This window comes from Mycobacterium sp. OAE908 (genome assembly GCF_017872775.1).
In the GTDB taxonomy this organism is placed as follows: Bacteria; Actinomycetota; Actinomycetes; order Mycobacteriales; family Mycobacteriaceae; genus Mycobacterium.
This window is the reverse complement of sequence record NZ_JAGGJL010000001.1, coordinates 1,624,214-1,637,439: the sequence shown is the minus strand read 5'-3', so window position 1 is coordinate 1,637,439 and position 13,226 is coordinate 1,624,214. Positions and strand designations below refer to the sequence as shown.

General features: G+C 67.6%; 16 protein-coding genes and 1 pseudogene. 9 read left to right on the top strand and 8 right to left on the bottom strand.

Annotated elements, in window-relative coordinates; translation table 11 throughout:
• The first annotated feature begins 9 nt into the window (after window positions 1-9).
• A complete protein-coding gene (locus J3E61_RS07995) occupies window positions 10-1,041 on the top strand; it encodes a DUF4328 domain-containing protein (RefSeq protein ID WP_210083199.1) in 1,032 nt (343 codons plus the stop codon).
• Window positions 1,042-1,045: 4 nt separating this feature from the next.
• Window positions 1,046-1,870 carry a glycerophosphodiester phosphodiesterase gene (locus J3E61_RS07990; protein ID WP_192724691.1) on the top strand — a complete coding sequence of 275 codons (825 nt, stop codon included), beginning with the start codon at window positions 1,046-1,048 and terminating at the stop codon, window positions 1,868-1,870.
• Here J3E61_RS07990 and J3E61_RS07985 read toward each other — a convergent pair.
• Window positions 1,867-2,802, bottom strand: a complete 936-nt coding sequence (locus tag J3E61_RS07985; RefSeq protein WP_210085473.1) for an LCP family protein — start codon at window positions 2,800-2,802, stop codon at window positions 1,867-1,869. The two genes, J3E61_RS07990 and J3E61_RS07985, sit on opposite strands and share 4 nt — an antisense overlap.
• 56 nt (window positions 2,803-2,858) lie before the next feature.
• On the opposite strand from J3E61_RS07985, the gene J3E61_RS07980 reads away from it, so the two are divergent.
• Entirely contained in the window at window positions 2,859-2,996 is a 138-nt protein-coding gene (locus tag J3E61_RS07980; RefSeq protein WP_210083198.1) for a hypothetical protein, read from the top strand.
• Window positions 2,997-3,066: 70 nt separating this feature from the next.
• On the opposite strand, the gene J3E61_RS07975 is transcribed toward J3E61_RS07980, so the two are convergent.
• Together J3E61_RS07975 and J3E61_RS07970 are read right to left on the bottom strand one after the other, a co-directional pair.
• Complete coding sequence (locus J3E61_RS07975; RefSeq protein WP_210083197.1) at window positions 3,067-3,834, bottom strand: CPBP family intramembrane metalloprotease; 768 nt, start codon at window positions 3,832-3,834, stop codon at window positions 3,067-3,069.
• A 28-nt stretch (window positions 3,835-3,862) separates the two neighbouring features.
• A complete protein-coding gene (locus J3E61_RS07970; RefSeq protein ID WP_210083196.1) occupies window positions 3,863-4,624 on the bottom strand; it encodes a DUF2470 domain-containing protein in 762 nt (253 codons plus the stop codon).
• 116 nt (window positions 4,625-4,740) lie between these two features.
• Here J3E61_RS07970 and pheA point away from each other — a divergent pair, with 116 nt between their 5' ends.
• Window positions 4,741-5,667 carry a prephenate dehydratase gene (gene pheA, locus J3E61_RS07965; RefSeq protein ID WP_210083195.1) on the top strand — a complete coding sequence of 309 codons (927 nt, stop codon included), beginning with the start codon at window positions 4,741-4,743 and terminating at the stop codon, window positions 5,665-5,667.
• Entirely contained in the window at window positions 5,664-6,350 is a 687-nt protein-coding gene (locus J3E61_RS07960; protein ID WP_192724687.1) for a histidine phosphatase family protein, read from the top strand. Before pheA ends, J3E61_RS07960 begins: the two co-directional genes overlap by 4 nt.
• Here the strand turns inward: J3E61_RS07960 and J3E61_RS07955 are convergent.
• The 3 genes from J3E61_RS07955 to J3E61_RS07945 are packed head-to-tail and all read right to left on the bottom strand — an operon-like array spanning window position 6,330 to window position 8,355.
• The gene (locus J3E61_RS07955; RefSeq protein ID WP_210083194.1) at window positions 6,330-6,524 is read right to left on the bottom strand and encodes a hypothetical protein; all 195 of its coding nucleotides are present in this window, start codon (window positions 6,522-6,524) and stop codon (window positions 6,330-6,332) included. The two genes, J3E61_RS07960 and J3E61_RS07955, sit on opposite strands and share 21 nt — an antisense overlap.
• A gap of 45 nt (window positions 6,525-6,569) precedes the next feature.
• On the bottom strand, window positions 6,570-6,920 hold the full coding sequence (locus J3E61_RS07950; RefSeq protein WP_210083193.1) for a metallopeptidase family protein: 351 nt from the start codon (window positions 6,918-6,920) through the stop codon (window positions 6,570-6,572).
• A gap of 4 nt (window positions 6,921-6,924) precedes the next feature.
• Window positions 6,925-8,355: a septum formation family protein gene (locus J3E61_RS07945; protein ID WP_210083192.1), complete on the bottom strand. Its 1,431-nt coding sequence runs from the start codon at window positions 8,353-8,355 to the stop codon at window positions 6,925-6,927.
• A 112-nt stretch (window positions 8,356-8,467) separates the two neighbouring features.
• On the opposite strand from J3E61_RS07945, the gene serS reads away from it, so the two are divergent.
• From serS to J3E61_RS07925, 4 genes and pseudogenes are all read left to right on the top strand, one after another.
• On the top strand, window positions 8,468-9,727 hold the full coding sequence (gene serS / locus J3E61_RS07940; protein ID WP_210083191.1) for a serine--tRNA ligase: 1,260 nt from the start codon (window positions 8,468-8,470) through the stop codon (window positions 9,725-9,727).
• Between the two features lie 26 nt (window positions 9,728-9,753).
• A complete protein-coding gene (gene nthA, locus J3E61_RS07935; protein ID WP_210083190.1) occupies window positions 9,754-10,350 on the top strand; it encodes a nitrile hydratase subunit alpha in 597 nt (198 codons plus the stop codon).
• Window positions 10,347-11,009: a nitrile hydratase subunit beta gene (nthB, locus tag J3E61_RS07930; protein WP_210083189.1), complete on the top strand. Its 663-nt coding sequence runs from the start codon at window positions 10,347-10,349 to the stop codon at window positions 11,007-11,009. Before nthA ends, nthB begins: the two co-directional genes overlap by 4 nt.
• A pseudogene (locus tag J3E61_RS07925) lies at window positions 10,978-11,323 on the top strand (nitrile hydratase accessory protein). The gene nthB and the pseudogene J3E61_RS07925 overlap by 32 nt, the downstream one beginning before the upstream one ends.
• On the opposite strand, the gene J3E61_RS07920 reads toward J3E61_RS07925, so the two are convergent.
• Both J3E61_RS07920 and J3E61_RS07915 read right to left on the bottom strand, forming a co-directional pair.
• The gene (locus tag J3E61_RS07920; RefSeq protein ID WP_210083188.1) at window positions 11,320-11,655 is read right to left on the bottom strand and encodes a hypothetical protein; all 336 of its coding nucleotides are present in this window, start codon (window positions 11,653-11,655) and stop codon (window positions 11,320-11,322) included. The pseudogene J3E61_RS07925 and the gene J3E61_RS07920 overlap by 4 nt on opposite strands.
• Complete coding sequence (locus J3E61_RS07915) at window positions 11,652-13,214, bottom strand: MBL fold metallo-hydrolase (protein WP_210083187.1); 1,563 nt, start codon at window positions 13,212-13,214, stop codon at window positions 11,652-11,654. The genes J3E61_RS07920 and J3E61_RS07915 overlap by 4 nt, the downstream gene beginning before the upstream one ends.
• Between the last annotated feature and the right edge of the window lie 12 nt (window positions 13,215-13,226).

Here is a 13,226-nt window from a genome sequence, read left to right as displayed (position 1 = left end):
GCTGGTCGCGTGATCCAGGTGTGTTCGCAGTGCGGGACGCGGTGGAACGTGCGCGACCGCAGGCGGGTGTGGTGCCCGCGGTGTCACGGGACGCTGCATGCACCGTCGGGTCCGCCGCCTGGTTCCGAGTGGCGGCCGACGGCCTCGCCGCTGGGGCAGGGCGACCGCACGCCGCCAGGTCGGCCACTGCCGCCCGGATACCGCTGGATCGCGGTGCGACCTGGCACGGCGCCACCGCCCCGCCGTCGAACGCGCGCTCTCGGGCCCACCCCTCGCTACGGCGCCATCCCCCGGTGGGGTCTGGTCGACCGCTTCGAGACGTCAGACGTACAGGCTGCCGCCGCCCCGCGCAACGGACCCTCGCTCGCAATGGTGCGTGGCGTGCTCGTCGCGACCATCGTGATGCTCGGTCTCGCCGCGTTCGTTCACGTCGTGCGTTACGTGCTGCTCATCGTGAACCGGTCGATGTTGTTGAACAAGGTCGTGGCGTTCGCCGCCACCTGGGCGGGCGTGCTCGTCAGCGTGATCGCACTGTTCATGTTCGTCGCGAGCCTGGTGGTGTTGACCAACTGGCTGATCGCGCGGCGGGCCGCGGCCTACGCGCATCACCGCCGCGACGACCCCCGCTCCGCGACGGCGCTGCGTCTGGGTTGCCTTGTGCCGCTTGTGAATCTGTTCTGGGCGCCGGTGTTCGTGCTCGAGTTGGCCGGTGTCGAAGAGCGGTTGAATTGGCTGCGCCGGCCGATCGTGGTGTGGTGGATCGTCTGGGTCTTCAGCTACGTGGTGTCGATCTTCTCGATCGCGACCAGCTTCACCCAGGATGCGCAGGGCATCGCGGACAACACGGTGACGACGATCGTCGCCTACCTGCTGACGATGGCGGCGCTGCTGCTGGTCATGAAGGTGTTCCTCGGCTTCGAACGCCAGCCGGTGGCACGACCGACGAAGCGTTGGGTGGTCGTCCGGGATGACCAGAAAGCCCAGCAAGATGAGGCCCCGGCCGTTGCAGTTGAGTCCGAAGGCCAGGACCCGGCAGCATAGCCATATGAATTCGGGCGACGAGCTGCTCGGCGGCCATCCGTTCGTGGTGGCGCACCGGGGCGCATCGGCCGAACGTCCCGAGCACACGCTGGCCGCCTACGAACTGGCACTGAAAGAAGGCGCCGACGGCGTCGAGTGCGACGTTCGGCTCACCCGCGACGGGCACCTGGTGTGCGTGCACGACCGGCGGGTCGACCGGACATCGAACGGGACCGGACTGGTCAGTGAGATGACCCTGGCGCAGTTGCGTGAACTCGATTTCGGGGCATGGCATCCCAGTTGGCGCGCCGACGGCAGCCACGGCAACACCGGTCTGCTCGCCCTCGATGATCTCGTTTCGCTCGTCCTCGACCACAATCGGCCGGTCAAGCTGTTCATCGAGACCAAGCATCCCGTGCGCTACGGCGCGCTGGTCGAGAGCAAGGTGCTGGCCTTGCTGCACCGTTACGGCATCGCCTCGCCTGCGTCGGCGGACCTTTCCCGCGCGGTGGTGATGTCCTTCTCGGCCGCGGCGGTGTGGCGGATCCGTCGCGCTGCCCCGATGCTGCCCACTGTGTTGCTCGGCGAGACCTCCCGCTATCTCGGCGGCGGCGCGGCCACCACCGTCGGTGCCACCGCGGTCGGCCCCTCGATCGCCACGCTGCGCGATCACCCCGAGTTGGTCGACCGGGCCGCGGCTCAGGGCCGGGCGCTGTACTGCTGGACCGTCGACCACTACGAGGACGTCCGGTACTGCCGCGATGTCGGCGTGGCGTGGGTCGCGACGAACCACCCCGGTCGCACCAAGAGCTGGCTGCAGGACGGGCTGACGGGAGCGGGCAGGGACTAGCCGGGTTTAGCGGCGTCCAAAACATCTTGGGGGACAGGCGAATCCGATGTCAGCGCCGCGAACAAGCGGCCCGCGGCGTCGCTGTTCCAGATCACGACGGAGCCGGAGTCGCTACCGGTGAACTCGCCGATCGGCACCGTCGTGGTGGTGATGTCGCCGTGCAACGACCACGCCAGTCGCGCCAGATCCCAGATGTGGGCACCCGTATCGACGGTGAGCGCGCCGTTGACCGCATGCGCCATCGGATACCAGCGCAGCGGATTGAGCAGCACGGCCGGGCTGGCGGCGCGATGCATCAACGCCTCCATGAACTGCCGCTGGTTCACCATCCGATCCAGGTCGGCGCGCGGGGTGGCTCGGGTGCGGACGAACCCGAGCGCATTGCGGCCGTTGAGCTTCTGGCAGCCGGCGGGCAGGTCGATGCCTGCGAGCGGGTCGCTGATCGGTTCGGTGGGGCACATGGTCACCCCACCGACCGCGTCGACCAGCACGGCGAAACCGTCGAACCCGATCTCGGCGTAATGGTCGAGCCGCATCCCAGTGGCCTGCTCGACGGTCTGCGCCAACAGCGGCGCCCCGCCCTCGGAGAACGCCGCGTTGATCTTGTCTTCGCCGTAACCGGGAATCGACACGTAGGAATCGCGTGGGATCGACACCATCGTCGTGGGCGCGCTGGAGCCGAAGGCAGGCACGTGCACGATCAGGATGGTGTCGGTGCGGCCGTTGCCCATGTCGTCACCGGTGGTCAGCTCGGCCTGCTGTTCGGGCGTCAGACCCTGACGACTGTCCGAGCCGACCAGCAGCCAGGTCGTGCCCTTGCCGGAGGCCGGCCGCTCGGCGTAATCGGCGAGGGCGGGGATGCGGTGCAGCGACGTGTCCATCCACCACCCGCCCGCAATCGTCGCGATGACGAAGACCAACAGCAGCGCCAACACCACGCGGCCCCAATGTCGTTTGCGCCGAGGCTTTTTCGGCCTCGGTAGCGGAGGTGGCTGCTGTGTCACCGGTGGCGGCGGCCGACGCGGGGGTGGTGGCGGCGGGGGGCGACGCGCGGGCGGTGGGGGCGGGTTGGGCGGCCTCGGTTGGGCAGGCGGTGGTGGCCGGTAGTTCGGGTCACGCCGGATAACTTGCGACGGCTCCCGGCGATACGCTCTTGGGTCGCGACCCGGCGGCCGGTTGTCGTTCACAGTCTGAATTTACGACAGCCAGCTCAGATGCCCCGCCGCCAGCGCGTAACCGACGTAGGCGACCGAGTCGATGATTCCGTGGGCGATGATCAGCGGCCACAACCTGCCGGTGCGCTGCCATACGTAGCCGAAGATCAGGCCCATCACGACATTGCCCAGTCCCGCGCTGAAGCCCTGGTAGAGGTGGTACGCGCCGCGCAGCAGGCTGGATGCCAACAATGCGACGACGGGATTGACGCGCAGCTGGCGCAGCCGGGTCAGCAGGAACGCGACCACGACCACTTCCTCGGCCCAGCCATTGGCGAAGGCCGTCAGTAGCAGCACCGGTATGCGCCACCAGGTGTCGTAGAGCTCCGCGGGTTCGACGTGCGCCGAAAGGCCAAGCGCCCTCGCGGCCATGTACAAGCCGAGTCCCGGCAGGCCGATCACGGCCGCCAGGCCGAGACCACCGAGCACGTCCGGTCGCCAGCGGACCTTGCCGAGTCCGATCTGCGCGAGGCCAAAACCGCTGCGCCACAACAGGTATACGGCCAACGCGCCCCACGCGACGAGCTGGAAGGTGACGGCGAGGTTGAGGCCCAGATCGATGAGGTCGAACGGTGATCGACGCGGGTTCAGCGCGACCCGCCTGCCGGCAAGGCCGAGCAGCACCGCCTCGATCAGTTGCAGGAACGCGGTGTAGGCCGACATCCCGAACGTCACGGCCAGCACGACGGCGATCTCGATGCGCATGCCTCGCCGCTGCGGATTGCTCAGCTCGTCGGGTGGCCCAGTCACCGGAGCCACGCTAGCGGCCGCCACCTCCCTACAGTCGCCGGGCGCGCAGCCCGTTGAGGAACGGGCAGCCCATCAAGATGCGAATCGCTTGGCTCAGCCCCGTCACGTCGTCGACCGGTTTGGCGAACGGCAGTCGCACGTCGTGATCGCCGTCGTCGCCCTCCACGCGCAACTGCACGCCGTAACGGTCGAGGCCAAGCGGGCGTACGCGGCCACGCCGCAGCGGGGACGGCAGCCGGCTGGCGAGCCTGTCGACGACCTCGCGGTGCGCGGATTCCATGTGCTTGAGCCAGCACGACTCCATCGCGCAGAACGGGTCGGGCCTGGCACCCAGCAGTGCGGCGACGCTGATCGCTTCGGCGCCTGAGGAGTCCGCCACCACGACCGACTCGATCTCCAGCCGCATCAGCGTCGACTGCGAATTAACTTCCAGCAGAGCAGGATTGGGATCATCGGCCGCTATCAGGTCGAGCAGACCGGCGACTTCGCTGTCGGAGACGCCGTGCAGCCTGCCGCGGATCCACACCAGCGAGCGCACCGGCTCGCGCAGTGGCAGCGGGGCGTAGTCGGTCATCTCCAGAACCGCCTGGACACCCGCGCTGCCCGCCGCCAGCACCATCTCGGCGAGGATGCCGTCGCCAGGGACCGTGATCGCGAACGAGCCGTCGTCGAGCAGGTGATGAACCGGCGTGCAGGTGGGTTCGAGACCCTCGACGGCGAGCATCGCGCCGCCGGCCCGCATGCACGCACTGCGGATCCGCTCGGCCGTCGTCGGTGCCGCACCTGTCATCGCGTCGCCTTTCGTGTAAGTGAGGTAAGCCTTACTTAACTGGAATGACAGAGGTGACGCAAGCCCTACCGCCGCGGCATCCGGGGCGTCCCTGCGACAACGGATAGGGTTGAAATGTGCCGCGCATCGCCTATCTCGGACCCGAAGGGACCTTCACCGAAGCGGCGTTGCTGAAGATCTCGGCCAATGGTCTGGTGCCCGGCACTGTCTCGCCGGAGGGCATCACGCCGATGCCCACCGAGAGCACGCCTGCGGCCCTTGCTGCGGTCCGCTCCGGCGAAGCCGACTACGCGTGCGTGCCGATCGAGAACTCGATCGAGGGACCGGTGCTGCCGACCATGGACCACCTCGCCACCGGAACACCGCTGCAGATCTTCGCCGAACTGACGCTGGAGGTGTCGTTCTCCATCGTCGTGCGAAAGGGTACGGCTGCCGCCGACGTGGCGAGCGTGGCGGCGTTTCCGGTGGCCGCGGCCCAGGTGCGGCATTGGCTCGCCGACCACGTGCCGAAAGCACAAGTGGTGCCTGCCAATTCGAATGCCGCGGCCGCGCAGGATGTTGCCGACGGCCGCGCCGACGCCGGAGTGAGCACGGCGCTGGCCGCCGAACGCTACGGCCTTTCGACGCTGGCCGCCGGTGTCGTCGACGAACCCAACGCGCGCACGCGCTTCGTGCTGGCGGGTCGGCCCGCGCCGCCACCTGACCGCACCGGCTCCGACCGCACCTCGGTGGTGCTGTGGCTCGACAACGTGCCCGGTGCGCTGGTGTCGGCGCTCACCGAGTTCGCGATCCGCGATATCGATCTCACGCGCATCGAATCGCGGCCCACGCGAAAGGAGTTGGGCACGTACTTCTTTTTCCTCGACTGTGTCGGACACCTCGAGGATGAAGCCGTCGCCGAGGCACTCAAGGCGTTGCACCGACGTTGTGCAGACGTGAGATTTCTAGGTTCATGGCCGACGGGGTCGGCCGCCGGTTCGACGCCGCCGGAACTCGACGAGGCGGCACGCTGGCTGACACAGCTGCGGGAGGGCAAGCAGTGACCGGTCGGCTTGTCTTGGTTCGACACGGACAGTCGCACGGCAACGTCGACCGTCGGCTGGACACCCGACCGCCCGGCGCCGAACTGACCGACCTCGGCCGCCAACAGGCCCGCACCTTCGCCCGCGAGTTGGCACACCCCGCCGGGATGCTCGTGCACTCGGTGGCCGTGCGGGCCGCGCAGACCGCCGAGGAGATCAGCGGCGAACTCGGCCTGCCGCCACATGAATTCGAGGGCATTCACGAGGTACAGGTGGGTGACCTCGAGGACCGTAAGGACGACGAGGCGATCGCCGAGTTCGAGACGGTCTATCAGCGGTGGCACGAGGGCGACCTGGATGTGTCGATGCCCGGCGGCGAGACAGGCAACGAGGTGCTCGACCGTTATGTGCCGGTGCTGACGCAGCTGCGGATGCGCTACCTCGACGACGCCGCGTGGCACGGCGACATCGTCGTCGTCAGCCACGGCGCGGCCATCCGGCTGGTGTCTGCCGTGCTGGCCGGGGTCGACGGCAGCTTCGTTCTCGACCATCACCTGCCCAACGCCGAGTCCGTTGTGCTGGCGCCTATCACCGACGGCCGATGGAGCTGCGTGCAGTGGTCGAAGCTGACGCCGCCGTTCTATCCCGAGCCGGATGTGCATCCGGTCGAGGATGCGCTGTCGTCAGCTGACCCGATGGGCTGACGCCCGGATACTGCACGTGCAGCCGAGCGCGTCGCAGTCGACGCTGAATGCGTGCATCACCTCTGGGGTGACGCAGCCGTCCTCGGTGCACTCCGACCGGAACCAGGCGTGATGAATGACGGTGCCATGGCAATGCTCGAGCCCCGCCAGACACTCGCGGCACTCCGTACTCATGGCCCAAGAATGGCACTGGGCCGTCACGAAGTGTGGTTGCCGCGCCTAGCCCCAACCCAGTTCGTGTAGCCGTTCGTCGTCGATCCCGAAGTGGTGCGCAATCTCGTGGATGACCGTGATCGCCACCTCGTCGACCACCTCGGCCTCGTCGTGGCAGACGTCGAGCAGGGCGTCGCGGTAGATGGTGATCGTGTCGGGGAGCGAGCCGGCGTACCACGAATCGCGTTCGGTCAGCGCCACGCCGTGATACAGGCCGAGCAGGTCGGGCTCGTCGGGGTTGCGGTCTTCCACGAGCACCACGACGTTGTCGATTGCCGCGGCGAGCTCGCCTGGAATCAAATCGAGTGCGTCGGAGACCAGCTCGTCAAACCGTTGCGGGCTCATCCGAACGGCCACGCGGTTACTGCCCTGGCGGTGGCAGCAGCACCGGCTCGCCAGGCGGCGGCCCAGGTGGTGCGCCCGCCGGTGGCGGCGCGCCCTCGGCTGGCGGCGGGGCAGCACCTTCCGGCGGTGGCGGCCCGTCCTGCGGCGCGCCAGGAGGCGGCGGTGGCCCGTTGAGGAATGTGTTGCCCGCGGGCGGGGCAGGCGCAGCCGTCGACGGTTGCGTGGTCTGGGTGGAGCCCGTCGACTGCTGTCCCGGCATGTGCTGGGTCTGCTGGCCCGAATCGCTCTGGCTGCCGCTCGACGACGAGGACGACGACGACGATGACGATGAGTCCGACGAGTCCGGCATCTGCGGCTCGATCGCCGGGATCGGCGGAAGATTCAGCCGGTCGACCGGGATGTCGGGTGGTGCGACGGGCGGCTGGCCGTTGATCATCAGTTGGCCCTTGGCGCTGTTCAGCAGCGTCGACCAGCCGCCGTTGCCGAGGGTGGCGCCGATGCTGCACGACACCTGGTGGCTGCCTGCCGACCAGCTCGGCAGCGAGATGGTGCTGTAGATCAGCGTCAGTGTGGTGCTGCGCAGCTGGATCGGCGCCAGGTAGGCGTCGGTCATCCGGGTGCAGGCGTCCTTGATGAAGCCGTCCTGCTCGGCCTCGGGCGGCAGCGCCTCGGGGAACTTCTCGGCGAGGTTGACTGCGCCGGTGACCTCCATCGCGTGCGGCGCCGCGCAGTCGACGGGAATGTCGGTGGGCTGGTTGGTGCCCGGGTCGATGCCGAGGCAGGTGCCTGCCGGCCACACCTTCGACTGGTCGACGTCGGCGACCTTGCCCTTGAACGCCAACTGCTGGTTGTTCGGCCCCGGCAGCTGCAGCCCGCACAGCATGCGTCGCTCACCCGACTGCCGCCACGCCTTGTCGCCCGACCACAGCATGCTGACCGTGAAGCGGCTGTTCGGGTCGAAGCGGTTGCCGAGATAGTTCTTGACGGCCGCCGAGCACTGTTCCTGGCTGATCTGCTGAATGCGCCCCGGTGATGGCGGCGCCGCGTCCGGACCGTATTCGCTGCCGGGGAACGTACGCATGTCGACCGACTCGGCGACCTCGAAGCGATGGTCGCCCTTGCAGTCGACGATCTCGGCCGCATCGGGCGTGCGCTCCGGCCAGCTCAGGCAGTCGCCGGCCTTCGCGTGGTTGAACGTTTCGTTGCCACGGGGGCCGAGCGAGATCGAGTTGGCCGTCAGGCCGTTGGCGCCGTCTTTGGTCGGTAGCGCGGTGATCAATCCGGCGATCAACAGGCCGCCGAGCGCGGTCAACAGCAGCACGCGGCGCGTCGACGTAGCGTGCAGACTCTGCCACCACGCGACCCGGTCCGACGGCTGCCCATCTTCGCGTTCGGCGCGCAAAGCGCTGTCAGTCAAGCGCTCGGGTGCCTCCAACATCCGCTCCATTGTGACAGGCGTGTCAGGCGCTGTGACAATAGTTGCAGTTGTAACGTTATGAGGTTGTGGCTGAGCGGGGCCGACGGCGCCGCGGCCCACCATCAAAAGTAGGGTTGCGGCCGTGATCGACCTCAAGCTGCTGCGCGAAAATCCGGACGTAGTGCGCGCGTCTCAGCGGGCCCGCGGCGAAGACCCGGCGCTCGTCGATTCGTTGCTCGAAGCCGACTCCGCTCGCCGGTCCGCGGTGTCGACCGCCGACAACATGCGCGCAGAGCAGAAGGCCGTCAGCAAGCAGGTGGGCAAGGCGTCGCCCGACGAGCGGCCGGCGCTGCTGGAGCAGGCGAAGGCGTTCGCTGAGAAGGTCAAGAAGGCCGAGGCCGAGCAGGCCGAGGCCGAAAACGCTTTCACCGCAGCGCATATGGCGATCTCGAACGTCGTCATCGACGGGGTTCCCGCCGGCGGCGAGGACGACTTCGCGGTGCTCGACACCATCGGGGAACCGCGGGCCATCGAAAACCCGAAGGACCACCTCGAACTCGGCGAGGCGCTCGGCCTGATCGACATGGAGCGCGGCGCGAAGGTGTCCGGCTCGCGGTTCTACTTCCTGACCGGAGCGGGAGCGCTGCTGCAGCTGGGCCTGCTGCAGCTCGCGGTGCGGCTGGCGACGGCCAACGGCTTCACGCTCGTCATCCCACCGGTGCTGGTGCGCCCCGAGGTGATGGCGGGCACCGGCTTCCTGGGAGCGCACGCCGACGAGGTGTACCGCATCGAGGCCGACGACCTGTATCTGGTCGGCACGTCCGAGGTGCCGCTGGCGGGGTATCACGCCGACGAGATCCTCGACCTGTCCGACGGCCCGCTGCGTTATGCCGGCTGGTCGTCGTGCTTTCGCCGCGAGGCGGGCAGCTACGGCAAGGACACCCGCGGCATCATCCGCGTGCACCAGTTCGACAAGGTCGAGGGATTCGTCTACTGCAAGCCGGAGGACGCCGAGGCCGAACACGAACGGCTGCTCGGCTGGCAGCGACAAATGCTGGCGCACATCGAGGTGCCGTACCGCGTAATCGACGTCGCTGCAGGCGATTTGGGCTCATCGGCGGCGCGCAAGTTCGACTGTGAGGCATGGGTTCCGACGCAGGGCACCTACCGCGAGTTGACCTCGACGTCGAACTGCACCACGTTCCAGGCGCGACGGTTGTCGGTGCGCTACCGCGACGAGAACGGTAAGCCGCAGACCGCGGCGACGCTCAACGGAACGTTGGGCACCACCCGGTGGTTGGTGGCGATCCTGGAGAACCACCAGCAGCCCGACGGCAGCGTGCGCATTCCCGAGGCGCTGGTGCCGTATGTCGGCGCCGAGGTGCTTGAACCGAAACGCTGAGAAACCGAGAGTCGTACCCTCACCCCATGGGCGGGAGTCACCTCGGAGACATGGACCTCCGGGTCCGTGCACTGGAGAGCGTGCTGATCGAGAAGGGCTACGTCGATGCGGCGGCGCTCGATGCGCTCATCGAGGCATACGAAACTCGCATCGGCCCGCGAAACGGGGCGCGGGTGGTCGCCCGCGCCTGGGCGGACCCGCAATTCGACAGCTGGCTGATGCGCGACGCCACCGCGGCGATCGCGTCCCTCGGGTACGGCGGGCGCCAGGGCGAGCACATGGTCGCCGTCGCCAACACCCCACGGGTGCACAACCTGGTCGTCTGCACCTTGTGCAGCTGCTATCCGTGGGCGGTTCTCGGGCTGCCACCGAGTTGGTACAAAAGCGCGGCGTATCGCGCGCGTGCGGTCCGCGATCCGCGCGGTGTGCTGGCCGAGTTCGGACTGGTATTGGATTCAGAGACCGAAATCCGCGTGTGGGATTCGACAGCCGAGGTCCGGTACCTCGTCGTGCCGATGCGGCCGGGCGGCACCGACGGCATGGACGAAGAGTCTTTGGCCGACTTGGTTACCCGCGACTCGATGATCGGCACCGGCCTCGCCGGCGTCGCGGCATCGACATGACCGACGATTACGTCAGTCACGCCGACATCGGCGGCCGGCAGGTGAAGGGCGCCATCGTGCCGGAGCCCGAAGGCCAACTGTGGCATGCGGATTGGGAACCACGTGTGCTGGCGATGACGCTGGCGCTCGGCGCGACGGGCGCATGGAACCTCGACATGAGCCGCGCAGCACGAGAGACGCTGCCTGATTACGACCAACGCAGTTACTACGAACGGTGGGCAGGCGCGCTGTTCGAGTTGCTCGCCGACCGGAAAATGGTTTCCGCCGAGGAAATCGAAGCGGGCCATTCGCTAGGCCCAGCGAAGCCGGTGGCGAACAAACTGCTGGCCGAGGAGGTCGACAACGTGCTGGCGCGAGGCGCCCCGACCGAGCGCCCAGCAGCGACCACGCCGGCGTTCGCGGTCGGTCAACGGGTGCGAACGCGTGCACACGCAGTGCCTCATCACACCCGGTTGCCGGGCTATGCGCGCGGCAAGGTCGGACGAATTGAGCGCATCAACGGGGTGCACGTTTTCGCCGATACGAATGCCAGCGGTGAGGGCGAACAGCCGCAATGGCTCTACACCGTCGTGTTCCGCGCCTCCGACCTGTGGTCAGACGGCGACCCGCGGCTCACTGTGTCCATCGATGCCTGGGAACCATACCTGGAGCACGAATGACCGGATCCGACCATCTCGTATTCGAAGAGCCTTGGCAGGCAAAGGCTTTCGCGCTCACCGTGGCCCTGCATGAGCGCGGCCTGTACAGCTGGCAGGAATGGAGCGAGACGCTTGGCGCGAAGATCGCCGCCGGCGAGGCGCACGGTGACGCGAGTGAGTACTACCGCAATTGGCTCGCGGCGTTGGAGGGGTTGCTCGCAGAAAAGGGCGTGACCACTGAGGCCGAAAGAACGGACTGGCTACAAGCGTGGCGTCAGGCCGCGGCCCGCACACCCCACGGTGCGCCGATCGAAGTACACCCAGAGGACTTCTAGTTCTTCAGCAGCTCGTCGAGCCGCGCCAGAAACTCCTGCGGGCGTTGCGGGGTGAACGCGGGGCTCGGTCGCACTCCCGGCACGTCGAGCGTCACCAGGGTCGACTTGATCGGGCGCCACACGTCCAGCGGCATCCAGCGGCGCGGATCGGTGCTGCCCCAGATCCGGAAGCGCTCGGTGAACAGGCCAAGGGACTCGGCCTTGTATCCGCGGATTGCACTCAGCGGGATGATCTTCGACGTTCCTGACGGAAAGTGATAGCGCCGCAATGTGATTGCCTCGCGGTCGAGCTGGATCAGGCCGTCGTCGTAGTACTGTCGCGGAGCGGTCACTTGCGTGTGCTCCGGAGCTCATGGCCCTTGGTGGTCAGGCAGCGACCGGTCTCCAGGTTCCACTCCCAGCCGTGCAGATTGCACGTCAGCTTGGTGCCCTCGACCACGCCGAACTTCGAAAGGTCGGCCTTCAGGTGGGGGCAGCGGCGCTGAATCTCCCAGCCGTCCAAGGTGATCGACGCGGTGTCGTCGTGCGCCTCGGCGAACCAGCCGTCGGCGTAGGCGATCCGCTCATCGGTGAGGCATTTGAAGAACGTGTAGAGGTACTCGTTGTAACCCCCGACCCGCCATGCCGAAAACCGCGTCGACAGGAAGATGGTGTTCACCCAGTCCGGCTCGTTGTCCCGCAGGACAGTGCGCACCAGTTCCGGCGGGATGCCGAACCCATATCGGAACTTCTCGTCCGGAATCGGCTCGCGCACCACCCGTTTCGGGAAATCCAGCACAACGGCCTCTTGATGGCCGCCGCCCTGTAGCCGAAGTTCGACCGGATACCCGATACCGTCGCAGATCTGATCGCTCTGCAGCATGATCGGTTCGAGCACCACTCGCAGCGGCTCCAGCAGAGGTTCGCCCGCCGCGGGCGCCCAGCTCGCCTTCTCCGCCGCCAGCACGGGCGCCATCCGCTGTGCGTAGGCCTCGATGTAGGCGGCCTTGCCCGTCGTGAAGATGGCCTGCACTTCGTCTTCGGGCAGCGGATGGGTCAGGGAATTCAGCTGCGTCCCAGTGAAATCCGCTGTCGACCCGGGCATCATCAGCAGGCCGCCGTCATGGCCGTGCGCGCGCATCTGGTCGAGGAACACCGCCTGGTCCGGGAAGATGTTGGCGGGGTCGCCGTGGTCGTCGTTGAGGTCGCGAAGCGCCGGGTCGAGGAAGCACGGCGGGCCCGCCGACGGCACCACCCAGGCCGCACCCACCTGCGCGATGTACTGGCGGCAGCGGTCCATCTGCCGCTGACGCTTCTGGGTGCCGAAGGCTTCCTTGGCGCGCGCAGGCATGTCGTAGACCATCGGGTACCAGATCGCGCCGGAGTACTGCAGCATGTGCACGTCAACCTGACCGAAGTCGGCGTGCAACACGTCGAGGTCGACGGGGCGTGCGTCATTCATGTTGAAGCACACCGTTTCTCCGTCGTCGACCACCAAGCCGGAGTCGCCGATCGGCCCGTCGGCAGGCGCCCGCAGCGCGATGATCATCACGTCGAGATCACCCTTGGGGCCGCTGACGCGATGCTTGACCGAGTCCGTCGTCTCGAAGAACCGGTGAAAACCCACCTTCTCGAGTTCGCGTTGCAGGTCGGGCACCGGGAAGTCGGGCAACAGCACGACGGCGTCCTTGTTGACGTGCTCGCGCAGGTTCCGCGGGTCGAAGTGGTCGCGGTGCAGATGCGACACGTACAGATAGTCGACGTCGCCGAGAGCGTCCCAGTCCAGCGCGCTGTTGTCGGGGAACGGGAACCACGACGCGAAGTACGCGGGGTTGACCCACGGGTCGCACAGGATGCTTCCGGCCTTCGTGTCGATCCGGAATCCCGCATGCCCGACGCTGGTGACCTGCACTAATGCCCTTTC

Bases quoted from the DNA above. Each gene is read 5' to 3' on its own strand.
- J3E61_RS07990 (WP_192724691.1), top strand. From the start codon at position 1,046: ATGAATTCGGGCGACGAGCTGCTCGGCGGCCATCCGTTCGTGGTGGCG.
- J3E61_RS07970 (WP_210083196.1), bottom strand. From the start codon at position 4,624: ATGACAGGTGCGGCACCGACGACGGCCGAGCGGATCCGCAGTGCGTGC.
- J3E61_RS07955 (WP_210083194.1), bottom strand. From the start codon at position 6,524: ATGAGTACGGAGTGCCGCGAGTGTCTGGCGGGGCTCGAGCATTGCCAT.
- J3E61_RS07945 (WP_210083192.1), bottom strand. From the start codon at position 8,355: ATGGAGCGGATGTTGGAGGCACCCGAGCGCTTGACTGACAGCGCTTTG.
- nthA (WP_210083190.1), top strand. From the start codon at position 9,754: ATGGGCGGGAGTCACCTCGGAGACATGGACCTCCGGGTCCGTGCACTG.
- nthB (WP_210083189.1), top strand. From the start codon at position 10,347: ATGACCGACGATTACGTCAGTCACGCCGACATCGGCGGCCGGCAGGTG.